Raw genomic sequence first — 21,533 nt, 5'->3', positions numbered from 1 at the left:
GGTGGCGGTGCTGGCCGTGGCGGTGCCGGTGATGGGCTTCAGCGAAAAACCGGCGATTCTGGCGCTGGTGCTCTACGGCCTGTTGCCGATCGTGCAGGGCACGCTGGCGGGGCTGGGGTCGGTGCCGCCTGCCAGCCGCGAGGTGGCGCTCGGCGTCGGCATGAGCCGTTGGCAGATGCTGACGCGCGTGGAGTTGCCGCTGGCCGCGCCGGTGATCGTGACCGGCATCCGCACCTCGGTGATCATCAACATCGGCACGGCCGCCATCGCCTCCAGCGTCGGTACGCAGAGCCTCGGCTCACCGATTGTGATTGGCCTGAGCGGCTTCAACACCGCCTATGTCTTGCAGGGGGCGATTCTGGTGGCGCTGCTGGCGATTGTCACTGATATGCTGTTTGAGCGCTGGGCCGCCGCGCTGCAACAGCGGCGCGGGCCAGGCTGAGGGGCATCAGGCCGGCGGGCCGATCACCACGGCATACCCGGCCAGCATCACGCCGCCGATCGCCCCGAGGGCCATCAGTGTGACCAGGCCGATCACCAGTTTCTTTGCAACATTGTTCATTTTGTTATCCTTTGGTTAGCAGCAGGATTATAGAGCTTTTCACCCCGCTGACAACCGGCAGCGTGTCACCCTTTCAGCGCCGTGGCCGCCGGGCGGAACAGCAGCTTGCCGAGCGTCACCAGCAGCACCGCCCCGAGAATGATCGCCAGCGCCAGCCACTCCACGGCGGTAAGCCGCTCGCCGCCCAGGCCGATGCCGATCAGCACCGCCACCATCGGGTTGACGTAGGCGTAGCTGGTGGCCAGCGCCGGGCGCACATTTTTCAGCAGATACATATAGGCGCTGATGGCGATCACCGAGCCGAACAGAATCAGGTAACCCAGCGCCAGCAGGCTTTTCAGGGAGGGCGCGGCCGCCAGCTGTTCGCCGTGCAACTTACTGGTGAGCAGCAGCACCGCTCCGGCGATCACCATCTCCGCCGCCCCGGCCATCGGCCCTTTCGGCAGCGGCAGGCGCGCGCTCCATACTGACCCGAACGCCCAGCTCAGCGAGGCGATCAGGATAAGCCCCGCCCCCCAGGGGTTACCGGCCAGATGATGCCCGGTGTTCAGCAGCACAATGCCCACCAGCCCGATCGCCACGCCCGCCCACTCCACGCGGCTCTGGCTGATGCCCCATAACCGGCTGAAGCAGAGGGTAAACAGCGGCACCGTCGCCACCATCACCGCCGCAATGCCGGACGGCACCTGCATATGTTCCGCCACCGTCACCAGCCCGTTGCCCACCGCCAGCAGCAGCACGCCAATCACCCCCGCCGCCAGCCACTGTTTGCCGGTGGGCAGCGCATGGCCGCGCAGCAGCAGAAAGGCAAACAGCATGACCCCGGCGATCAGGTAACGGATGCCCGCCAGCATCAGCGGCGGGAAGCTCTCCACCCCCAGGCGGATAGCGAAATAGGTCGACCCCCAGATGATATAGAGGGCAAACAGGGAGCCGAGCAGCAGCCAGAACGCGCGCCGGGAGGTATCAGTCATAGGGGGTGTCATCCGTGAAAGGGAAAAAAGAGGCCCCTAGATAACAACATCGTTACACCCTCTGCAAATCAAAGTGTGCGGTTTCCGGGTTTGTCGGCTTTTGTCAATGTACGTCAAATTTTCTGCGCCCGGGTTCATGTGTTTGTCACAGTTAACCGGTAACACTCAAGGGCAACCAACCCACACATCCCGGAATGAGGCAGCCCATGAGCGAGAAAAGCATCTTCCCCCCGGCGGCGGCAGCGGTTGATGCGCGCCCGGACCTGACCGGCAAGAACAACACATTCACTGTTCTGTTTATCGTCCTGGCGGCCCTGTGCGGGCTGGCGTTTGCCGGGGTCAACCTGTTCAGCGATGTCGCGGACGCCGGGCAGAACGTCACCAGCTATGTGCCGTTCCTGCTGCTCGGCATGGCGCTGGTGATCGCGCTCGGCTTTGAGTTTGTCAACGGCTTCCACGACACCGCCAACGCGGTGGCCACGGTGATCTACACCCACTCCCTGCCGCCGGGCGCGGCGATCCTCTGGTCGGGGCTGTGCAACTTCAGCGGCGTGATGCTCTCCAGCGGGGTGGTGGCGTTCGGCATTATCTCGCTGCTGCCGGTGGATCTGATCTTACAGGCCAGCTCCGGCAACGGCTTTGCGATGATCTACGCGCTGCTGTTCTCGGCGATTATCTGGAACCTTGGCACCTGGTATTTCGGCCTGCCCTCGTCGTCGTCCCATACGCTGATCGGCTCCATTATCGGCGTCGGGGTGGCGAACGCCATCGACCACGGCCGCAGCGGGCTGGACGGCGTGAACTGGGACCAGGCGCTGAACGTCGCCTATGCGCTGCTGCTGTCGCCGGTGGTGGGGTTTGTCTGTGCTGCCGGGCTGCTGTTGCTGATGAAAAAGGTGATCCGCAACCGCCAGCTTTACGTCTCGCCGGAAGGCAAACGGCCGCCGCCGCCCTGGATCCGCGGCCTGCTGATCCTGACCTGTACCGGCGTCTCCTTTGCCCACGGCTCGAATGACGGCCAGAAAGGCATGGGGCTGATTATGCTGATCCTGGTGGGCACCATGCCGATCGTCTACGCCCTGAACCGCTCGGTGCCGCCGGAGCAGATCCCGCGTGTGGCGGCGCTGGCGCAGGTCACGGAGCAGCAGTTGCTGAACGGCAAACCTGCGGCGCTGAACGTGCCGCCGCGCGACGTGCTGATCCAGTTCGTCGGCACCGGTGACAACACCCCGCAGGTATTGCCCGCGCTGGCCATGACCCTGCACCAGATCGGCACGCAGATTAAACAGTATGGCTCCATGGACCGCATCCCGGCGCAACTGGTGGCGAACACCCGAAATGATATGTACCTCGCCTCCGAGAGCATCAAGGCGCTGAAAACCCATAACGTGGTGCTGCCGGCGGAGACGCAGAACAACCTCGATGCCGTAAAGCGGGAGCTGGACAACGCCACGCGCTTTATCCCGCTGTGGGTGAAAGTGGTGGTGGCGCTGGCGCTGGGGCTGGGCACGATGGTCGGCTGGCGGCGCATCGTCATCACGGTGGGGGAGCGGATCGGGAAAAACCACCTGAGCTACGCGCAGGGGGCGAGCGCGGAGCTGGTGGCGATGGTGACCATCGGCGCGGCCGACGGCTTCGGCCTGCCGGTCTCCACCACCCACGTGCTCTCTTCCGGCGTCGCGGGCACCATGGCCGCCAACCGCTCCGGCCTGCAAATGGCGACGCTGCGCAACCTGCTGATCGCCTGGGTGCTGACCTTACCGGTCTCGATCCTGATCGCCGCACTGCTCTATATGCTGTTTATCCGGCTGTAGGGTCAACACAGGCTGGTTGCACGTCCGCCAGCCTGTGCCTCTCCCCATTTTCCTTTCCTGGCTATGTCTGGTTAAATCCGGCATTTATCACGAAAACCTGCAAAGAAACTGAAAATCCTCGTACTTTGCGAAAGATCAATCTGTCTCCCTTCAAACGCATGAAAAGTAACGGCCACCATAGTTGAAAAAGGGAAATAGCATGAGTTGGGAATATTTCAAAGGGAAGGGGCTATTTTTCGCGCTCTGTTTTCTGACCCTGCCGGTGGCCGCCGGTGAACTGACCCCGCAACAGCTTACCCGTCAGATTGACGCACAGGGGCCAAAGGCGGTGATTGCCACGCTTTACGGGCAGGACGAGCGGCAATGGCGTGTAGTGATGGGGGAGATAGGCAAAGGAGACAGCGCCTGGCTGAGCGTCGCTGCGCGTCTGGCTCCAGGCAGCGATGCGGATTCTGCCGAATCCCTGGCGACCGCTGTGGCCACGGCAATTCCGTATAATCCTGCCGGGGTACTGGCAATTCTGGATGATAACGCGTTACCGCTCAGCACCAGTGAGGTCTGCGGGCTGCCTTTTTATACGCTGACAGAACCGGAACTGGATCACTATGTGGTGGCGGCTATCCAGGCGCTCTATAAGGTTGCGGCCAGCAAGGCGTGTATTGATACCCTGGTCAATACCCTCGGGCGATCTGACGGGTTCAACGCAGACAACTGATCCGCCCGCAGGGGCAACCCACAGGAGAGATCAGGCGTCGGGCGGGGTGGGGCTGAGGTGGGCGGCGCTGCCCATCAATTCGATGTGGAAATCCTGCGCCTGCCAGTCGGCGAGCTGCTGTTGCTGCTGGCTGCTGAGCTTGCCTTCGGCCCACAGCACCACGTGGTGCGCTTTCAGGGCGTCGAGCTGCGGGGCGGCCAGCAGCTCAGGCAGCACATCCACCCGCGCCCCGGCTTCACTGCGTTTAATCCCTTCCAGCCAGAGATCCGTCCGGTCGGCGCGGCCCCAGCCGATGATCAGCAGTGATTCCCCGGGCGTTTTGCGCCCGGCCGCCAGGCAGAAGGCCGCGTACTCAATCACCATCCCGTCCAGCAGGCTGCGCAGGGTCAGCAGCGGTGCGCCGTGGCTCGCCAGCCGGGCGCGCAGCGGGCGCAGCACGTGGTCCACCAGCTGGGCGGCGGGGTATTCACGGCCATACTCTTTCAGCAGCTGGCGGAAGCGGTTGAGGTTCACCGCCTGTAATGCTGCCAGCAGGGCGTCGGTGAGTTTCACCCAGCCGTCAGTCGCCTCTTCCGGCGTCTCCTGGCCTTCCAGCAGCGCCCGCACCTGGCCCACCGGCACGCCGCGCTCAATCCAGCTCAGGATGGTATGGATGCGCGCCAGGTCATCGTCGTCAAACAGCCGGTGGCCGCCCTCGGTGCGCTTCGGCTTAAGCAACCCGTATCTTCGCTGCCAGGCGCGTAACGTGACGGGATTAATACCGCACAGGGTGGCAACTTCGCCGATGCTGTAACGTCTCATCTCTGCCCCCGGATGTGTAAAAAGACAATAATGTCCAAAGTAATAATGCGGAATGTTATCAAATATGCCTGGGTAAGACAGCGACCCGGTTCTTTTGTTTACTAAAAAAACCGTAAACCGCGAATGGATAAACTGCGGCAACAGATTATGCTGGCCCGTCCAGGAAAAGTGGCTTGCGATATTCTCACTTTAGGGATAATTTCTCAATATCGAGAAAACGTGAGAAACACCATGGATGACAATCAAGACCGCCTGCTGGCGCAGCGGCTGGTGATGCTGCGCACCGCGCGCCACTGGTCGCTGGAGCAACTGTCACAACAGACCGGCATCAGCCGCGCGACCCTCTCCCGGATTGAACGGGCGGAAACCAGCCCCACCGCCACGCTGCTCGGCAAGCTGGCGCAGGTGTTCGGCATGACCATGTCGCAACTGCTGCGTGAAATTGAGGAGTCGCCGCCGGAGCTGCTGACCCGCGCGCACCAGCCGGTGTGGCAGGACCGCGAGACCGGCTTTGAGCGCCGCTCCGTCTCGCCGCCGACCCAGGGGTTCCGCGCGGAGCTGATCGAGGGGCGGCTGCGCGCCGGGGCATCGATCCAGTATGACGACGCGCCGGTCGCCGGGATGCAGCAGCAGATCTGGCTGCTGTCGGGCGCGCTGGAGTACCGCCTGGGTGACCGTACCTACGTGCTGGCTCCCGGCGACTGCCTGCGTTTCCTGCTCAACGGCCCTTCCCATTTCTACGCGCCCGGCCCGGCCGACGCGCATTACGCCATCGTTATCTGTCGCACCTGAGGAGCCACCATGACCACCCTGACCGCCGATCTTCACTATACTGTTACCCCGGCGCTGGCCGCGGACGACATCGCCTCACTGGCGCAACTTTTGCACGCCTGTGTGGCGGACAACGCCAGCGTCGGCTTCGTGCAGCCCTTCAGCCCGGCCGCGGCCGCCGGGTTCTGGCAGGGGCTGGCGGCACCGGTGGCCGCCGGGGAGCGCATTATGCTGCTGGCGCGGGCGCAGGGCCGCATCGTCGGCACGGTGCAGCTGATCCCGGCCGGGATGCCGAACGGCCTGCACCGCGCCGAGGTCGCCAAGCTGCTGGTTCACCCGGACGCCCGGCGGCAGGGCATCGCCCGGACCCTGATGATGCAGGTGGAGCAGCAGGCGCGGGCGCGCGGCACGCGGCTGCTGGTGCTGGACACCCGCAGCGGTGACGCCGCGGAGCAGCTTTATCTGTCGCTGGGGTACCACATCAGCGGGCAGATCCCGGATTATGTGCTGTCGCCGCAGGGGCAGGGCGGGGAGCCGGTCTGGGAGCCGACCACCGTGATGTATAAGGTGCTGGGGCACTGATTTCCCCGACTTAATACGTGCTGATAAATAACTGCCGGCCGTGCCCCACCGGCTTTGATACGGAGAGGCAGGATGAATGACACCCCCATCACCGTCCGCCGTGCGGCGGCTGAGGGCGAAGAGGCACAACGGCTGATGGCAGAGCTGTCAGACGCGCTGCTCACCATGACCGGCAGCAGCGGCCGCGCCTCGTTTGATGCGGAGCAGATGCAGCAGCCCGGCTGCTGCTTTGTGCTGGCGTACGATCCGGCGGGCAAGGCGGTGGGCTGCGGCGCGTTCCGGCCGCTGGAGCAGGGCATCGCGGAGGTGAAACGGGTCTATGCCCGGCGCACCACCCGCGGCGTCGGTTCCGCGGTGCTGCGCTATCTGGAGGCGGAGGCCGCCCGGCTCGGCTACCGGCAGATCTGGCTGGAGACCCGGCTGGTCAACCTCACGGCGGTACGGTTTTACCTGGCGCACGGCTACCGGGAGATCGCCGCCTACGGCGATTACATCGGCAAGGCGGATGCGGTCTGCCTGGGGAAAACCCTGGGCCACCTGCTGGAAGGGTGAGCGCGCGCGGCCTGACACGGGGCATTTTGGTCTACAGTTAGCTGAGGAGACAAGCCCGTGACACAGGAGAACTACCATGAGCGGAACCTATACGCTGTTTGGCCGGAAAGGCTGCGGATCGGCCATTGTGGCGGCTGCGCTGAAGCTGACCCGGCTGCCCTACCACTATCAGGAGGTGGATGAGGCGGACTGCCCGGAACGCGAGCGGCTGCTGAAGCTCAACCCGCTCGGGCAGGTGCCGGTGCTGCTGCTGCCGGACGGCACCGTGATGACCGAGACCGCCGCCATTCTGGTCCTTCTGCACCTGCGCTGGCCGCTGGCGGGGCTGATTCCCTCCAGTGACGGCGGCCACCTGCCGGTGTTCCTGCGCTGGATTATGGTGATCAACGCCCAGATCTACCCCTCCTTTACCTATGGCGACCAGCCGCAGAAGTGGCTGCCGGGCGTTGAGAACCCGAAAGTGCTGACTGACACCACCGACGGCCTGCGCAAAAAACTCTGGTTGCAGATTGAGGCCGCTGCCGACGCCAACGGCCCCTGGTTCTTCGGCGCGACCTTCTGCGCGCTGGACATCTACATCGCGGTGATGCACCACTGGCGGCCGGGGCCGGTCTGGTTTGCGGAGTACGCCCCGCGCCTGGAGGCGATCGCCAAAAATGTGGCCCGCCACCCGCGGCTCGAGGCGCTGTTCCGTGAGCAATTTGGGTAACGGATCGCAACCCACGGGCTGACGCGCGCGCCGGTCTGTGGGAGAATAGCGCCAAACCCTGTATAGATAACCAGATGCTATGGCGCTCACCTCCGCACTTAAAACCCAGATTGGCCAGTGGTATAAGGCCCTGCAACACCAAATCCCCGATTTCATTCCCCGCGCGCCGCAGCGCCAGATGATCGCCGACGTCGCCAAAACCCTCTCCGGCGATGAGAGCCGCCATCTGGTGATCGAGGCGCCCACCGGCGTCGGCAAGACCCTGTCGTACCTGATCCCGGGCATCGCCGTCAGCCGTGCCGAGGGCAAGCCGCTGGTGGTCAGCACCGCCAACGTGGCGTTGCAGGACCAGATCTACAGCAAGGATCTGCCGCTGCTGAAGAAGATTATCCCTGACCTGAAGTTCACCGGGGCCTTTGGCCGCCGCCGCTACGTCTGCCCGCGCAACCTGGCGGCGCTGAGCAGCGACGAGGCCGCACAGGGCGACCTCGGCCTGTTTCTGGATGATGAACTCGCCCCCGCCAGCGGCGAGGAGCACGCCCTGTGCGTCAAACTCGGCAAGGCACTGACCAGCCACACCTGGGACGGCCTGCGCGACCACTACGCCCAGACGATCGGCGACCCGCTCTGGGCGAAGCTCAGCACCGACAAGGTCAACTGCCTGGGGCGCAACTGCCACTATGTGCGCGACTGCCCCTATTTCATCGCCCGCAAGGAGATTGAGAGCGCCGATGTGGTGGTGGCTAACCATGCGCTGGTGATGGCGGCGCTGGAGTCGGAGTCGGTGTTGCCGCCCGCCAAGGATCTGCTGCTGGTGCTGGACGAAGGCCACCACCTGCCGGAGGTGGCGCGTGATGCGCTGGAGATGGCGGGCGAGATCGGCGCGGTCACCAGCAACCTCCAGCTCGACCTGCTGTTCCGCCAGATGGAGGTCTGCATCAGCCACTTCCCGCCGAAAAGCCCGCCGCCGCTGGCGAACCTGGAGCGGCTGAAAACCCACTGCGAGGAGCTGCGTGACCTCCAGGCGCAGGCGGAGCGCGGGCTTGCCGCTTACCTGCCGCCGGACGTGGTGGAGGCGGAATACCGCTTTGAGATGGGTGAGCTGCCGGGGGAGCTGCCCGCCACCTGCGCCCGGCTGTTCAAGCTCACCGACGCCCTGCGCGGGCTGACGGAGTACATGCAAAACGACCTCAGCGAAAAGACCGGCAAACATGACGTGGTGCGGCTGCACCGCACGCTGTTGCAGATGAACCGCCTGTTCGGCTATTTCGAGGCGATGAGCAAGCTGTGGCGGCTGGCGGCGCTGGAGCAGTCCTCCAATGCGCCGATCAGCAAATGGGTGACGCGCACCCAGCGTGACAACGTGGCCCACCTGTCGCTGCACTGCGTCGGCATCCGCGTCAGTGACCAGCTGGAGAAGATGCTGTGGCGCAAGGTGCCGCATGTGGTGGTCACCTCCGCCACGCTGCGCTCACTCAACAGCTTCGCCCGGTTGCAGGAGCTGAGCGGCCTGAGCGAAAAGGCGGGCGACCGCTTTGTGACGCTGGACTCGCCGTTCAACCATGTTGACCAGGGGCGGCTGGTGATCCCGCAGATGCGCCACGAGCCGTTGATGACGCACGAGGCGGAGCACCTGGCGGAGATGGCGCACTTCTTCCGCGCCCAGGTGGCAGAGAAAAAACACAAAGGGATGCTGGTGCTGTTTGCCAGCAACCGGGCGATGCAGACCTTCCTCAGCTATGTGCAGGATCTGCGGCTGATGCTGCTGGTGCAGGGCGACCAGCCGCGCTACCGGCTGGTGGAGACGCACCGCAAAAAAGTGGAGGCGGGGAGCCAGAGCGTGCTGGTGGGGCTGCAATCCTTTGCCGAGGGGCTGGATCTCAAGGGCGAGCTGCTGACGCAGGTGCACATCCATAAAATCGCCTTCCCGCCGGTGGACAGCCCGGTGATCGTCACCGAGGGCGAGTGGCTGAAGTCACTCAGGCGCTACCCGTTCGAGGTGCAGAGTTTGCCGAGCGCCTCATTTAACCTGATCCAGCAGGTGGGGCGGCTGATCCGCAGCCACCACTGCAGCGGCGAGATCGTTATTTATGACCGCCGCCTGCTGAGCAAAAGCTACGGCGCGCGCCTGCTGGCGGCGCTGCCGGTGTTCCCGATTGCCCAGCCGCCGATGCCGGAAGGCACACCGCCCGCGCTGCCGGCTGCGCCCGCGGCGAAAAAAACAGCGAAGCCTGTGCGCCGCGGCCGCCGCCGCTGAGGCTACTGGATCTCCACCTCCATCAGCGCCGAGGCGCTGAACGGGCCGCCGGCCGGCGGCTTGCCGGTGGTGTTGACCGGCCAGGCGTAGAAGGACTGGCGGCCCGACTGGCCCTGCTGGTCAAAAGTCAGCGGCAGCGGCAGGCGGCTGGTGTTGATCTCCAGCGGGGCCATCTGTGCATCCGCCATGCGCACGCCGACGTCCGGGTTGCTGCTCTGCAACACGCCGGGTTGCGCCGTGCTCTCTTCGCCCATCAGGGTCAGCTCCAGGTGCATGGTGTCAGCGATGTTCTGGCACTGGTAGTTCAGGGTAATCAGCTGCGGGACGTAATGAACAGGCATCGCGCCGGGGGTCAGCAGATCGGTGCTGCGCAGGCGGCCCAGGTTGATGTTAATCACCTCGCCGTCGTCGATAAGGCAGGTCTGCGGCACGATCAGGGAGCCGAACACCGATACCCGGCTGACAGGCTCCGTGCCGTAACCCGCCTGGGTGCCCCAGCGGGCATAGATCTCCATCAGCCGGGTGAGGGGAATATCCAGCTCGCCGATAAAGCCCCGGCTCACATACAGTGACAGCGTGCCGTGGCTGCCCAGCTCATCTGTCGGGTGGTAGTAGCTGCCGTCGCTGCCGCAGGCGTAGCTTCCGCCATCCGGGAGATCGTCAAAAGGCACCGGGATCGGGGGGGTGTCTTTTATCCCGAGTTTGATGCCGATTTGCAGCGAGCGGTTGACGACGAAGTAGGTCAGCTCGCCGTCATGGTAGCCGGGCGGCAACAGGCTCACGCTGCGGTAATAGAGCGCGGCGCTGCCCCCTTCGCACCGGCACTCCATCGGGAACTGGTTGGCCAGATGAAAGGTGACGGCATCCGGCAGCCGCTGCCCGGCCATATTGTGCCCGGTGTCGATCTCATCCCGGTCGAGCTGCAACAGGTAGGGGGTAGCGTGTTTCAGCGGATCACAGCGCCCGGCCCGGGCCGCGCCGGTCGCCAGGCCGGTTACCATCAGGGCGGCTGCGATCACCAGCCAGAGGCGCTTCCTCATTGGATCTCCACCTGCATCAAGGCCGACGCGCTGAAGGTGCCCACGGCCGGGGTGCGGCCGGTGGTGTTGACCGGCCAGGCGTAGAGGAACTGCCGCCCGGTCTGCGCCTGTGCCCCAAAGGTCAGCGGCAACGGCACGTGGTTGTTGTTGATGTCGAGCGGCGTCATCGCGGCGTCTGCAATCTGTACGCCGATGTCCGGGTTTGAGGTGCGCAACACGCCGGGCAGGAGCAGGCTCTCCTGGCCATACAGGCTCAGCTCAAGGTGCATCGTCTCGGTGATGTTCCGGCATTGGTAATCCAGGGTGATCTGTTGCGGGACGTAATTGACGGGGATCTGGCCCGGGACGCTGATATTGGCGCGGCGGATTGTGCCGAGTTCGACATTGATTATCTGGCCGTCGTCGAGGGTGCAGGTCTGCGGCACGATCAGCGTACCAAACACGAAAAGCCGGCTGGTGGGCCGGGTGCCGTACCCGCCCTGGGTGCCCCAGCGGGCATAGACGTCCATGATGGCAGTAAGGGGGATGTCCATTTCACCGGTAAAGCCCTTGACCACATAAAACGACAGGCTGCCGACATTGCCCACATCCGTGGTGTCGCGGTAGTACATCCCGTCGCTGCCGCAGGCATAGCTGCCCCCGTCTGACCTATCCTCGAACGGGGCCGGGAGCGGGGTATCTTCTTTCACCGCCAGTTTCGTCCCGACTTGCAGCCAGGGGGTGAGGATGAAATAGGTCAGGCTGCCGTCCTGGTAGCCGGGCGGCAACGGGCTGACGCTGCGGAAATAGAGGGCGGCGCTGCCCCCTTCGCAGCTGCATGCCATCGGGAACTTGTCCGACAGGTGAAAAACTTCCGCATCCGGCAACACCTGGCCGGGGGCGTTGTGGGCGGTGTCGATCTCATCTTTGTCCAGCTCCACGATATAGGGGGCGGAAACCTTCTCAGGATGGCAGTCCCCGGCCCAGGCTGCCGGGCCGGCCATCAGGCCCGCCGGCAACATGCTCGCCCATAGCAGCAGAGAGGTGAGGTGTCTCATGTATGGCTCCTGGGCGGTGGTTGCCCCGTTGGGTAAAGGTGACCGGCAGAGCGGCCTGCCGGCGCAGAATTTACTGAATCTCCACCTCCAGCAGCGCTAAGGCGCTAAAGGGGCCGCTGGCCGGGCGCTTGCCGGTGGTATTGACCGGCCAGGCGTATAACAGCTGATGGCCGGGCTCGTGATCGATATCGCTGTAGTCGAGCGTCAGCGGCACCTGGCCGCCATTGACGTTAAACGGCTTCATATTCTGATCCGTCACCTGAACGCCGATGTCCGGGTTGGAGGTCTGCAATACGCCGGGCAGCTCTGCGCTCTCATTGCCATACAGGGTCAGTGAGACCTGCATGCTTTCGTAAAAGTTACGGCACATCAATTCCAGCCTAATCTGTTGGGGGGTGTAGTGGGCGGGCAGAGCGCCGGGGGTAAGAATGTTGTCAGTGAGCAGGGTACCGAGATCGATATTGATGATCGCGCCGTCGTTAATCCGGCAGGTTTGCGTCGCTGTCAACTCACCGAAGATAAACACCCTATTGACGTAGGTGGCACCGTAGCCGCCCTGGGTACCCCAGCGGGCGTACACAGTCCCGAGGACGGCGGGCGGAATGACCACTTTGCCGGTAAAGCCTCTGGCGAGATAGAGTGACAATGTGGCCCGCATCCCGGTCTCTACGACAGGGCTGTGATAAAACCCGTCACTGCCGCAGTCGTGGCTTACCCCGTCGGAGACATCTTCGAAAGGGGCAGGGATAAGCGGCCCATTGTTGACCCGGTATTTGAGGCCAATCTGCACCGTAGGGTGCACGATATAGTAGGTCATGGTGCCGTCATTATATCCGGGCGGCAAGGTAACCACCGCTTTGAAATAGAGCGGGGCGCTGCCCCCTTCGCACCGGCAATCCATGGGTTTCACATCCCCCGAATCTATCCCGGACATATCGGGCACCACCATGCCGGGGTCATCGAGGATATTCCGGCCCTGACGTAATTCTATGCCATAGGTCATCGGCTCATCCGGCGTCACACAGCCCCCGGCCCACGCTGTCCGGCTGCCCAGCAGGGCCGCCAGCAGTACCCCTGCGGAGCTCACCTTCGCTAACCTCATCGTTACTCACCTCAGCTGTCCTGCTCTCTCTGCTTATCACTGGTCCGCCGCGCGCAGGCTACCGGCAGGCCGCCTCTACGCTGCGCACCGGCGCGCCCTGGTCTTCTTCCGGCAGGGTGAGGCGCGCGCGGCAGGCCTGTTGCGCCCCGTTGCCCCATTTCACGGCGATCTCCGCCTCCGGCGGCACGCCGCTCAGGTAGAGCTCGCCGCCGTCGCCGACGATGCCGGTGACGGCCGGGTTACCGGTAAGTGACGCCACGGCACCGAACGGCAGCGGCTGGCCGTCACGCGTCAGGGTCACCACCACCCGGTAGCCGAGGTGGGTGGCAAACTCCGCCAGCACCACCGCGCCTTTGGTGGGCACCACGGTCTGTGTCGCCATCGGCAAATCGGTGTTCTCCGGCAGGGTGGTGGTGTCCAGCACCAGCCGGTTCTCGCGGTAAGGCGAAAGGTAAGGCACCACCAGGTAGCCGCGCGGGTCGGTATGCACCCCGACGTTATTCCTGATTTTCACCCCGCCCGCGCCCGGCGCGTGCAGCAGCGCCGGCGTCTCGCCGATCGGCTGGCCGAGGGCAGCCCCGTAAGGGGTGGCGACCGCGCTGCCCTGTAACCGGTAATTCACCCGGCTGCCGCTGCTGTCGTAGTTGTAACCCAGCCCGGCCTCCCCATAGCCCCCGCGGTAATCCACCGTTGCCAGCCCGGAGCTGCCGCCGTACTGGTTGTCATACCCCGCCTGCAGGCTGTAACTCAGGTTGCTGTCCTCCAGCGCGCTGCCGTTCAGCCCCACCTGCTGGCTGTGGTGGCGGGTGGCGTCGGTGTTGGCGGTGTAGGAGGCGTAGGCCCCCGGCAGCCAGCCGTCGAGCGGCACCTGCACCGTCAGCGAAAACTGGCGGTCATCGCTCTGGCGCGTGTCGTCATCGTCTGGCGAGGAGACGCTCTGCACCCAGGCATAGGAGAAGTTCAGGGAGACGCGCTTAAACGTGGTGCTGTAGCCGACATTCAGGTTGCGTTCATAGCCGCCGGTTCCCCAGTAACTCTGCTGATAGGCGGAGAGGTAGAGGCTGCCGCCCTGTTCGCCCAGCGGCTGGTTCAGGTTCACCTGCAGGCGGGCGCGCCGGTTGTGGCGGCTCAGCCAGTCGCCGTCGTCGTCCTGGCGGTCGTGGATGTCGGCGGCATCGGCAAAGGTGAAGTAGCCCTGCGAGGCGTAGCGGATCGCCGCCAGGGTCAGCGAGGTGTGGGTAGCGTCGACGACCTTGTTGTATTGCAGGCGGAACGCCGCGCCTTGCTGGGGCTCGCTGGTGAAACGGGCGGGCAGGGTGGCGCGCGCCTGCGCGGCATCCAGAGAGACTGACCCGGCATAGCCCAGCCCGAGGCCGACGCCCAGCAGCGCGGACTGGTAATCCTCCGCCGCCAGCAGCCCGCCGTAGCCGGTCACCGCGCCGGGAAAGCCGTAGCGCAGCGTCACCTGGCCAAAGCCCGGCCGGTAGTTGCCGTAATTGGAGCGGTAGGTGCCGGCCACGGCTTCGTAGTTCAGCTGCCCTTCGCGCTGCATCATCGGCACGGCCGCAAACGCCTGGGTAAAGTGCTGCTCGCTGCCGTCCGCTTCCGTCACCGTGATCGCCAGCGTGCCGCCGCTGCTGGTGGGGTAGAGGTCATCTATCACAAAGGCCCCGGGCGGCACATAGCGCTGGTCGATCACATTGCCGTTCTGCCGGATGGTGACCCGCGCATTGCTGCGGGCGATGCCGCGCACTACCGGCGCAAAGCCGCGGCGGCTGTCGGGCAGCATGTCGTCATCGGAGGCGAGTTGCAGCCCGCGGAACGGCACGCTGTCGAAAATGTCGGACGAGGTGGCACCGTCGCCGATAACCAGCCCGCTCTGCCACGCCGGGATGCCCCGCTGCAGCCAGGTGCGCAGGGTGTCCCAGCGGCGGTGGTAGCTGCCGTCGTCGCTGCCTTCGTTGTCGGTCATGTAGGTGGCGTAGTTGCGCAGCCGCCACGCCCCCCAGTTTGCCCCGGAGAGCAGGTTCAGGTAGTAGCTGTTGGCCGGGGGGGCGGTGTTTTCCCGATAGATGGCCTTCTGGCCGGTGGCGGTGTAGTTGAGCAGCAGCGCCGGGACGCCGTTATCCCAGCGCGCCGGCGGCACCGTGCCGCGTGCGGTATTGCGCAGGGCGATCTGCGGTACCGAGAGGCTCAGCCGCTGCCGGGCGAAGTCAAAGGCGGTGGCGGCATCCGGGATGTAGGCAGAGAGCGGCGCGACCGGCGCATCGGGCGGCAGGTCACGCAGTAGCGGCAGCCCGGCGACATTCACCCCCAGGTCTGCCAGCGCGGCCGGGGTGAACTGCGGCTCCAGCCGGTCACCGATGCGCACAAAGGTGACATCCTGCGTCACCCGATGGGCGCGGTTAAGCAGAATATCCACGTGGTAACTGCCCGGCAGCTGGCCGCCCGGCGTGTCAAACTGGCTGAGGTCAACCGGCTGCCGGCTGGGGTTGTCGATGTCAAACGCCCGCGGGTCAAAGTAGCCCTCGGCGCGGCCTTCCGCCGCGTACAACGAGAGGGCGAACAGCCACAAAACAGGCGTGGGCCGGAATGCCCGGCCGGTAAATGATGATGGCATAGCGCTGTCCCTGGCCGGAAACCCGGCAACGCGATGGGGCACCTCATTAAGGGCGGCCGATCGTCTGTTGTTGCACCGGCGTGCTGCTGCCGTAATCAGTAATCACGCTCCAGCTTATCGGGCTGACCGGCCCGGCGGGCAAGGGGTAGTCGTGCCGGGCGAAAGGCGCAAGCGTCAGCGCCGCCAGCGTGGCTTTCACCGGTTTACCGCCTGCGCTTATCTGCTTCAGGTTCAGGTAGTACGGCGTCGGGTTATGGGCGGTAAGGGTGGTGCCGCGCACGCTGAAAGTGAGCTGCCGCCACGCCTCATCCGCCCCTTTCGCCAGCGCCGCCGGGCGGTAGAAGAGCTTCAGCCGGGTTTTTACCGTCAGGTGCAGCACATTGGCGTCGTTGTTGCTTTTCTCCAGTTGCGGCACCGATTTGATGTTCAGCCAGTAGAGGGTTTCACGGTCCTGCGGCTGGCCGCCGCGCGTCAGCACGATACGCAGCACATTCTCCTGGCCGGGGTCGAGGCGGAACAGCGGCGGCGTCACCAGAAACGGCGCTTTCTCCCCGTTGTCGCCCTCGACCCAGCTCTGGATCAGGTAGGGGCGCTCCTGCTCCGGGTTGCTCACATTCAACGAGGTTTCTTTATTATTTCCGGCAAAAATAACCCGGGTGCCGCCAATGATCACCCCGGCCTGTAGCGGCAGGCAAATAATCAGCGGCATAATGCCCAAGGCTGACAATAATGGTTTCATAGGGCGCGGCCCTTATAAGGGGGAATACGTTGAGTGTAGCCAGAGAATAGCGCGCTGCCATCCGGGAAATAACAGATTAAAAAGATTGCTCAGTGCAGCCTGCCTAATAATAAAATAAGAGGGGGAAGGGCAGAGAAATAAAAAGCAGCGGCGCAACCGCATCGGCTGCGCCGGAATGATAACAGGCGCTAATGTCCTGAAAAGAAATAAACACAATAAAAAGAGAAACCGGCGTCTCCATCGCCATGATTGTCCTGATTTAACGGTAAAACATCACGGAATTGTGATCGTGATTTTATTATGGGTAGACCATAGTGAATTGCGCTGTACTGTTGGCTGATCCGGCGGTGACGGCATCCGCCGTTGCCATGTAGCTGGCGTAGAAGGTCAGGGTATTGGCACCCGCCTGAATCGCATAAGGGGCGGAGTTTTCACCCAGCTTGATATGCTGCTCTTCACGGTCAGAGAACTCAATCGCCACGCCGGAAGCCGCCAGTGCGCCGGTTTCAAGCTCCAGCAGTTCGGTATTGGCCGCATCGGCCGGGCCATCAAATTTCACTTCGACATTACCGGCATCGGGGCAGTCGGTGAGGGCAATATCAAACTGGGTAGCCGCCGCTTTTTTACCGGCTGCGCCGCTCAGGGAGGACGCAGCAACGGCACCCATGTCAACGTTCTGGGAGGCGCTGGTGACGGTGCAGGCGGTATCGGTAATACTGCCGGTGAAATTAATGGTGCCGTCAGCGGCCTGGCTGTAGTGCGAAATAAACAGCGCACCGGCGATAAGCGTAATGGCCGCGAAATGTGACTTGATATTTTTCATGATAAATTCCCGTCGGGATGATAGGTGAATGATATTTCGGGTCATAGCCCGGCGAACCATGAAATAACCCGCGTGGCAGGTGGGGTGATATTTCCCTTTGCCCTCTGGATTACCTCATTTCTGGTGCGTATATAATCACCACACGAATAATTGATCGAGTTATCTATATTAAATCTTTATTTAAATGCTTATTAACTAATCTTAAATGGTATTAATTCAAGTAATTAGCCTGATATTAATATGGCTGTTTGTGGGGAGGTTCCCTGCCTGTTACCCTGACGCGTGCCGTCCGCGGCGGTTTGCCGGGGGCGGAAGCTACGTTATGCTAAACGCCGGTTATGCAGCGAGGGCAGGGCAATGGACTACACAAAAATTATTAAAGAAGTGGGGCGCGGCAAGAACCACGCCCGCGATCTGGACCGGGAGACCGCCCGGGCGCTCTACCGGCAGATGCTGGCCGGTGAGGTGCCGGAACTGGAACTGGGCGCGGTGCTGATCGCCCTGCGCATCAAGGGCGAAGCGGAAGAGGAGATGCTCGGCTTCTATGAGGCGATGGCTGAGCGGGTGATGACGCTCACCGCGCCCGAAGGGAAACCGCTGCCGGTGGTGATCCCAAGCTACAACGGCGCGCGCAGACAGGCCAACCTCACGCCGCTGCTGGCGCTGCTGCTCAGCCGCCTTGGGCTGCCGGTGGTGGTGCACGGCGTGAGTGAGGATCGGTCGCGCGTTACCAGCGCGGAGATCTTCAGCGCGCTTGGCATCTCCCCGGCGGCGTCACAGGCGCAGGCGCAACAGCAGCTCGACCAGGGCGGGCAGCCGCTGTTTGTGCCGGTGTCGCTGCTCTGCCCGCCGCTGGAAAAACAGCTCGACCTGCGCTGGCGGATGGGGGTGCGCAACAGCGCCCATACCCTGGCCAAGCTGGCGACGCCGTTCGCCGAAGAGGCGCTGCGGCTCTCCAGCGTCTCGCACCCGGAGTATATTGAACGTGTCGGGGCGTTTTTCCGGCAGATCAACGGCCGGGCGCTGCTGATGCAGGGCACCGAGGGTGAGGCGTACGCCAACCCGCTGCGCGCGCCGTCGCTCTGGCTGATTCACCAGGGCACGATGCAGGCGCTTACGGAGCGGCAGGAGTACAGTGACGTGGCGCTGCCCACGGAGAAAAGCGCTGACGTGACGGCGCGCTGGACAGCGCGCTGCCTGGCGGGGCAGGAGCCGGTGCCGCAGGCGTTGCGCGTGCAGCTCGCCGCCTGTTTGCTGGCGACCGGCGAGGCCACGGATCTCCCGGCGGCCACCGCGCGGGTGGACGCGCTGCTCCGCTGAGCCTGCCTCCCCGGCCCCTGCCGGGGAGGTCAGACTTTTTTCAGGAAGCAGGTCTTCAGCACCAGCCCTTTTATCTTGTCTGACCGGCACTCGATCTCATCCGGGTTGTGGGTCAGGCGGATATTTTTCACCACCGTGCCGCGCTTGAGCGTGGTGGAGGTGCCTTTCACTTTCAGGTCTTTAATCAGCTGCACCGCGTCACCCTCGTTCAGTAGTGCGCCGTTGCTGTCTTTCACATCCATTTTCTGTTCTCTGCGTTAATTGCGGGGCGCGGAGTATACCCACTTTCCCCGGCCATTCCCTGACGCCAGATCAATCTTTACGCCGCATGCAACCCAACCGCCACCGGTGCTAGACTGAAACCTGAATTTCATTACAGACCAGGAAGGCAGGCATGCAACAGGCATCCGACTATTTCAATGCGTTGAACCACGACTACCTCGCCGTGCATCAGGCGAAAGAGGAACTCTTCTGGCAGAACTATATGGGCACCGGCGCGGAAGATGTGGCGGAAAAATTCGCCGCCGCGGAGAGCGCCTATAAGCGCTTTATCGCCAACCCGGCGCGGCCGGGCGAACTGCGCGCGCTGATCGCCGACGTGGAGCAGCAGCCGGGCAGTGACGAACAGGCGGCGCTGCTGCACGGCCTGCGCGGCTGGCAGCGCTTTTTTGACAGCAACGCGATTGAAGACCCGGCCGCCCAGACGCTGATGGATGAGATTATCCAGGCGGAGGGGGCGCTCTATAACCGCCGGAAAACCCTGCGCCTGACCCACCAGACCGCGCCGGGGCAGACGGGTGAAGGCTCGCTGGGCGAGCTGCTGACCAACCAGGCGACCAACAGCGACGAGGCGTGCCGCCGCAGTTCGCAGCAGGCGCTGCGCGGGCTGGAGCAGTGGCTGCTGGTGAACGGCCTGCCGGAGCTGGTGACGCTGCGTAACCGCTTCGCCCGCCGGATGGGGTTCCGCAACTACTTCGACTACAAAGTGAACCTCACGGAGCGTATGACGCCGGAGGCACTGTTCGCCATTCTTGACCGTTTTGAGCTGGAGACGCGCGAGGCCAACGCCCGCAGCCTGCAACAGCTCGCCACAAACCAGGGGCCGGAGGCGCTGGAGGCGTGGAACATCCGCTACGCCAGTGCCGGTGATGTCACCCGCCAGCTCGATCCTTACTTCCCGTTTTCGCAGTCGTTGCAGCGCTGGGTCGAGAGTTTTAAGCGGCTGCATATCGGCTTCCGCGGCGCGCAGATGCAGCTCGACCTGCTGGTGCGGCGCGGCAAGTATGAGAACGGCTTTATGCACGGCCCGGTGCCGCCGTTTTACGATCGGGGCAAATGGGTGCCGGCTAAACTGAACTTCACCAGCCTGGCGCAGCCCGATCAGGTCGGCAGCGGGGCATCCGGCCTGAACACGCTGTTCCACGAGGGCGGTCACGCGGCGCACTTTGCGAACATTACCCAGAACGCGCCCTGTTTTTCGCAGGAGTTTGCGCCGACGTCGATGGCCTACGCCGAAACCCAGTCGATGTTCTGTGACAGCCTGCTGGACGATGCCGACTGGCTGAAGCGCTATGCGCTGAATGATCAGGGCGAGCCGGTGCCGGACGCGCTGATCCGCGCCGGGATTGAGGCGCGCCAGCCGATGCGCGCCTTTAACGAGCGCCATATTTTGCTGGTGCCCTATTTTGAGTGGTCGCTTTACCAGATGGCGGAAGCGGATCTGACGCCGGAGGCGATCACGCAACTGGCGCGCGACACGGAGCAGCGCATTCTGGGAGTAGACAGCCCGCGCCCGACGCTGGCGATCCCGCACCTGTTGTCGATGGAGTCCGCCTGTTCTTATCAGGGTTACCTGCTGGCGCTGATGGCGGTGGAGCAGACGCGCCACTTCTTCCTGAAACGTGACGGTTATCTCACCGATAACCCGGCCATCGGCCCCGATCTGGCGGCGCACTACTGGCAGCCGGGCAACAGCGTCAGCCACAACGACACGCTGCTGAGCCTGACCGGCGAGGGTTTCAACCCGGACTATCTGGCGCAGGCCTGTAACCAGACCGCCGAGCAGGCGTGGCAACAGGCGCAGGTGACGATTGTCTCGGCGGCGACCCGCCCGCAGCCCGCCGCGGACTTTGATCTGAACGCGGAGATCCGGATCGTGGATGGGGAGCGGGTGATCGCGGATAACCGCGGGGGCGATGAGGGGATGTGTGCGGATTTCGCGGCGTATATCCGCGGGCACTATTAAGATTGGGTTTTAATTTTAAATGTTGATTAGGGGAGGGGGATGGGCTGCGGGGCAGCCGGTCAGGCAGGGTTCAAGGGAGATCGAGGTGGTTGCGTTGGCATACGCCTGGTGTCTTTCTGCGATTCCGCAGCCGGTATTATGGGTAGGGTGGCATGTTTCGGTTGTTCATGTGTATTTGTCTACCCGACCTGCATTGCCTCAACCGAGCAGGGCCTGCCGGCGCGCCGGCCCTGCACCCGCGCGCATTCGGTGCCCCGGCAGAATTATTGCCCGCTCCGCGGGTTCCCTCCAGCGTCCTCCGGGCTTATCGGGCCGGTACAGACACGCTCCCAGCGTGGCTGTACCTCTCGCGGGCGTCCTGCCCGCTCACCCGGCCCTACGTCCTCGTCGGCAATAATTTAATGCCCCCACCACCTCTGCAAACCCGTGGGTATGTAAGGAAAGAGTAGATAAGGAGTTTGTGATTCTTGTGATGGGGTTAATGTGCACTGCTACATAAAGCTATAAAGCTATGCGGACAGGCTCAACCGGCAAGGATTGTCTTCGGCTATTTCCAGACAGATTTTCGGTTTTTAGAAATGGTGGGGCGCTAAAACCCATTGCCGTATAAAACAATAGAAACGAGTAACCTACCAAACGACTACAAATCCCCATCTAAAACCCATTGCCGCATAAACCAGCAGAAGCGAGTAAACCCACCGAACGCCCAAAAATCCCCACCTACAACCCTTTGCCGCATAAATCAGCAGAAGCGAGAAATCCCACCGAACGCCCAAAGTCCCCCCACCTACTTTTTCCTTACATACCTAAAGATTTGCAGAAGTGGTGGGGGCGTAAAAATCATTGCCGAGTGGAGACGCAGGGCCGGGC

Annotated in this window: 21 protein-coding genes; 10 read left to right on the top strand and 11 right to left on the bottom strand. The window is 63.4% G+C overall.

Going from position 1 to position 21,533, the window contains the following annotated elements:
• Positions 1 to 442 (top strand): ABC transporter permease (locus tag CYR32_RS20120; RefSeq protein WP_146000738.1); only part of this gene is annotated, 442 nt, incomplete at its 5' end.
• 6 nt (positions 443 to 448) lie between these two features.
• Here CYR32_RS20120 and CYR32_RS21915 read toward each other — a convergent pair.
• Both CYR32_RS21915 and yedA read right to left on the bottom strand, forming a co-directional pair.
• Positions 449 to 562: a hypothetical protein gene (locus CYR32_RS21915; RefSeq protein ID WP_241523871.1), complete on the bottom strand. Its 114-nt coding sequence runs from the start codon at positions 560 to 562 to the stop codon at positions 449 to 451.
• Between the two features lie 65 nt (positions 563 to 627).
• Positions 628 to 1,536, bottom strand: a complete 909-nt coding sequence (gene yedA, locus CYR32_RS20115; protein WP_101826890.1) for a drug/metabolite exporter YedA — start codon at positions 1,534 to 1,536, stop codon at positions 628 to 630.
• A gap of 206 nt (positions 1,537 to 1,742) precedes the next feature.
• On the opposite strand from yedA, the gene CYR32_RS20110 reads away from it, so the two are divergent.
• Together CYR32_RS20110 and CYR32_RS20105 are read left to right on the top strand one after the other, a co-directional pair.
• Complete coding sequence (locus CYR32_RS20110; protein WP_101826889.1) at positions 1,743 to 3,350, top strand: inorganic phosphate transporter; 1,608 nt, start codon at positions 1,743 to 1,745, stop codon at positions 3,348 to 3,350.
• A 199-nt stretch (positions 3,351 to 3,549) separates the two neighbouring features.
• A complete protein-coding gene (locus CYR32_RS20105) occupies positions 3,550 to 4,065 on the top strand; it encodes a hypothetical protein (RefSeq protein WP_241523870.1) in 516 nt (171 codons plus the stop codon).
• Between the two features lie 30 nt (positions 4,066 to 4,095).
• Here the strand turns inward: CYR32_RS20105 and CYR32_RS20100 are convergent, their stop codons facing one another.
• Positions 4,096 to 4,866: a MerR family transcriptional regulator gene (locus tag CYR32_RS20100; protein ID WP_101826888.1), complete on the bottom strand. Its 771-nt coding sequence runs from the start codon at positions 4,864 to 4,866 to the stop codon at positions 4,096 to 4,098.
• A 231-nt stretch (positions 4,867 to 5,097) separates the two neighbouring features.
• Here CYR32_RS20100 and CYR32_RS20095 point away from each other — a divergent pair, with 231 nt between their 5' ends.
• From CYR32_RS20095 to dinG, 5 genes are all read left to right on the top strand, one after another.
• Positions 5,098 to 5,658 carry a helix-turn-helix domain-containing protein gene (locus tag CYR32_RS20095; protein WP_101826887.1) on the top strand — a complete coding sequence of 187 codons (561 nt, stop codon included), beginning with the start codon at positions 5,098 to 5,100 and terminating at the stop codon, positions 5,656 to 5,658.
• Positions 5,659 to 5,667: 9 nt separating this feature from the next.
• Positions 5,668 to 6,219, top strand: a complete 552-nt coding sequence (locus CYR32_RS20090) for a GNAT family N-acetyltransferase (RefSeq protein ID WP_101826886.1) — start codon at positions 5,668 to 5,670, stop codon at positions 6,217 to 6,219.
• Positions 6,220 to 6,291: 72 nt separating this feature from the next.
• A complete protein-coding gene (locus CYR32_RS20085) occupies positions 6,292 to 6,771 on the top strand; it encodes a GNAT family N-acetyltransferase (protein ID WP_101826885.1) in 480 nt (159 codons plus the stop codon).
• 76 nt (positions 6,772 to 6,847) lie between these two features.
• The gene (locus tag CYR32_RS20080; protein WP_101826884.1) at positions 6,848 to 7,480 is read left to right on the top strand and encodes a glutathione S-transferase family protein; all 633 of its coding nucleotides are present in this window, start codon (positions 6,848 to 6,850) and stop codon (positions 7,478 to 7,480) included.
• A 79-nt stretch (positions 7,481 to 7,559) separates the two neighbouring features.
• Positions 7,560 to 9,737, top strand: a complete 2,178-nt coding sequence (gene dinG / locus CYR32_RS20075; RefSeq protein ID WP_101826883.1) for an ATP-dependent DNA helicase DinG — start codon at positions 7,560 to 7,562, stop codon at positions 9,735 to 9,737.
• A 2-nt stretch (positions 9,738 to 9,739) separates the two neighbouring features.
• Here dinG and CYR32_RS20070 read toward each other — a convergent pair whose 3' ends face one another.
• From CYR32_RS20070 to CYR32_RS20045, 7 genes are all read right to left on the bottom strand, one after another.
• Positions 9,740 to 10,777: a fimbrial protein gene (locus CYR32_RS20070; RefSeq protein WP_101826882.1), complete on the bottom strand. Its 1,038-nt coding sequence runs from the start codon at positions 10,775 to 10,777 to the stop codon at positions 9,740 to 9,742.
• Complete coding sequence (locus tag CYR32_RS20065; protein WP_101826881.1) at positions 10,774 to 11,814, bottom strand: fimbrial protein; 1,041 nt, start codon at positions 11,812 to 11,814, stop codon at positions 10,774 to 10,776. Before CYR32_RS20065 ends, CYR32_RS20070 begins: the two co-directional genes overlap by 4 nt.
• Before the next feature lie 70 nt (positions 11,815 to 11,884).
• Positions 11,885 to 12,916: a fimbrial protein gene (locus CYR32_RS20060; protein WP_101826880.1), complete on the bottom strand. Its 1,032-nt coding sequence runs from the start codon at positions 12,914 to 12,916 to the stop codon at positions 11,885 to 11,887.
• Positions 12,917 to 12,974: 58 nt separating this feature from the next.
• Positions 12,975 to 15,536 (bottom strand): fimbria/pilus outer membrane usher protein, encoded by a 2,562-nt coding sequence (locus CYR32_RS20055; RefSeq protein WP_101826879.1) that lies wholly within the window; start codon positions 15,534 to 15,536, stop codon positions 12,975 to 12,977.
• Between the two features lie 46 nt (positions 15,537 to 15,582).
• Positions 15,583 to 16,275 (bottom strand): fimbrial biogenesis chaperone, encoded by a 693-nt coding sequence (locus CYR32_RS20050; protein ID WP_101826878.1) that lies wholly within the window; start codon positions 16,273 to 16,275, stop codon positions 15,583 to 15,585.
• 103 nt (positions 16,276 to 16,378) lie between these two features.
• Positions 16,379 to 16,522: a hypothetical protein gene (locus CYR32_RS21745; RefSeq protein ID WP_165698286.1), complete on the bottom strand. Its 144-nt coding sequence runs from the start codon at positions 16,520 to 16,522 to the stop codon at positions 16,379 to 16,381.
• Positions 16,523 to 16,573: 51 nt separating this feature from the next.
• Positions 16,574 to 17,098 (bottom strand): fimbrial protein, encoded by a 525-nt coding sequence (locus CYR32_RS20045; protein ID WP_165698285.1) that lies wholly within the window; start codon positions 17,096 to 17,098, stop codon positions 16,574 to 16,576.
• 357 nt (positions 17,099 to 17,455) lie between these two features.
• On the opposite strand from CYR32_RS20045, the gene ybiB reads away from it, so the two are divergent.
• Positions 17,456 to 18,418, top strand: coding sequence for a DNA-binding protein YbiB (ybiB, locus tag CYR32_RS20040; protein WP_101826876.1), 963 nt, complete (start codon positions 17,456 to 17,458; stop codon positions 18,416 to 18,418).
• 29 nt (positions 18,419 to 18,447) lie between these two features.
• On the opposite strand, the gene CYR32_RS20035 is transcribed toward ybiB, so the two are convergent.
• The gene (locus tag CYR32_RS20035; RefSeq protein ID WP_101826875.1) at positions 18,448 to 18,660 is read right to left on the bottom strand and encodes an alkylphosphonate utilization protein; all 213 of its coding nucleotides are present in this window, start codon (positions 18,658 to 18,660) and stop codon (positions 18,448 to 18,450) included.
• A gap of 152 nt (positions 18,661 to 18,812) precedes the next feature.
• Between CYR32_RS20035 and CYR32_RS20030 the strand changes: the two genes are divergently transcribed.
• Positions 18,813 to 20,663 (top strand): M3 family metallopeptidase, encoded by a 1,851-nt coding sequence (locus CYR32_RS20030; protein WP_101826874.1) that lies wholly within the window; start codon positions 18,813 to 18,815, stop codon positions 20,661 to 20,663.
• The last annotated feature ends 870 nt before the right edge of the window (positions 20,664 to 21,533 follow it).

The organism is Chimaeribacter coloradensis (assembly GCF_002858715.1).
Lineage (GTDB): Bacteria > Pseudomonadota > Gammaproteobacteria > Enterobacterales > Enterobacteriaceae > Chimaeribacter > Chimaeribacter coloradensis.
Note: the sequence above shows the minus strand (reverse complement) of the source record. Positions and strands in the feature narration are given on the sequence as shown.

What these genes read in the sequence shown, in the direction of transcription:
- CYR32_RS20050 (WP_101826878.1), bottom strand. Translation starts at nt 16,275, where the DNA reads ATGAAACCATTATTGTCAGCCTTGGGCATTATGCCGCTGATTATTTGC.
- CYR32_RS20090 (WP_101826886.1), top strand. Translation starts at nt 5,668, where the DNA reads ATGACCACCCTGACCGCCGATCTTCACTATACTGTTACCCCGGCGCTG.
- CYR32_RS20095 (WP_101826887.1), top strand. Translation starts at nt 5,098, where the DNA reads ATGGATGACAATCAAGACCGCCTGCTGGCGCAGCGGCTGGTGATGCTG.
- CYR32_RS20110 (WP_101826889.1), top strand. Translation starts at nt 1,743, where the DNA reads ATGAGCGAGAAAAGCATCTTCCCCCCGGCGGCGGCAGCGGTTGATGCG.
- CYR32_RS20085 (WP_101826885.1), top strand. Translation starts at nt 6,292, where the DNA reads ATGAATGACACCCCCATCACCGTCCGCCGTGCGGCGGCTGAGGGCGAA.
- CYR32_RS20070 (WP_101826882.1), bottom strand. Translation starts at nt 10,777, where the DNA reads ATGAGGAAGCGCCTCTGGCTGGTGATCGCAGCCGCCCTGATGGTAACC.
- dinG (WP_101826883.1), top strand. Translation starts at nt 7,560, where the DNA reads ATGGCGCTCACCTCCGCACTTAAAACCCAGATTGGCCAGTGGTATAAG.
- CYR32_RS20055 (WP_101826879.1), bottom strand. Translation starts at nt 15,536, where the DNA reads ATGCCATCATCATTTACCGGCCGGGCATTCCGGCCCACGCCTGTTTTG.
- CYR32_RS21745 (WP_165698286.1), bottom strand. Translation starts at nt 16,522, where the DNA reads ATGGCGATGGAGACGCCGGTTTCTCTTTTTATTGTGTTTATTTCTTTT.
- CYR32_RS20045 (WP_165698285.1), bottom strand. Translation starts at nt 17,098, where the DNA reads ATGAAAAATATCAAGTCACATTTCGCGGCCATTACGCTTATCGCCGGT.
- CYR32_RS20080 (WP_101826884.1), top strand. Translation starts at nt 6,848, where the DNA reads ATGAGCGGAACCTATACGCTGTTTGGCCGGAAAGGCTGCGGATCGGCC.
- yedA (WP_101826890.1), bottom strand. Translation starts at nt 1,536, where the DNA reads ATGACTGATACCTCCCGGCGCGCGTTCTGGCTGCTGCTCGGCTCCCTG.
- CYR32_RS20060 (WP_101826880.1), bottom strand. Translation starts at nt 12,916, where the DNA reads ATGAGGTTAGCGAAGGTGAGCTCCGCAGGGGTACTGCTGGCGGCCCTG.
- CYR32_RS20100 (WP_101826888.1), bottom strand. Translation starts at nt 4,866, where the DNA reads ATGAGACGTTACAGCATCGGCGAAGTTGCCACCCTGTGCGGTATTAAT.
- CYR32_RS20030 (WP_101826874.1), top strand. Translation starts at nt 18,813, where the DNA reads ATGCAACAGGCATCCGACTATTTCAATGCGTTGAACCACGACTACCTC.
- CYR32_RS20035 (WP_101826875.1), bottom strand. Translation starts at nt 18,660, where the DNA reads ATGGATGTGAAAGACAGCAACGGCGCACTACTGAACGAGGGTGACGCG.
- CYR32_RS21915 (WP_241523871.1), bottom strand. Translation starts at nt 562, where the DNA reads ATGAACAATGTTGCAAAGAAACTGGTGATCGGCCTGGTCACACTGATG.
- CYR32_RS20065 (WP_101826881.1), bottom strand. Translation starts at nt 11,814, where the DNA reads ATGAGACACCTCACCTCTCTGCTGCTATGGGCGAGCATGTTGCCGGCG.
- CYR32_RS20105 (WP_241523870.1), top strand. Translation starts at nt 3,550, where the DNA reads ATGAGTTGGGAATATTTCAAAGGGAAGGGGCTATTTTTCGCGCTCTGT.
- ybiB (WP_101826876.1), top strand. Translation starts at nt 17,456, where the DNA reads ATGGACTACACAAAAATTATTAAAGAAGTGGGGCGCGGCAAGAACCAC.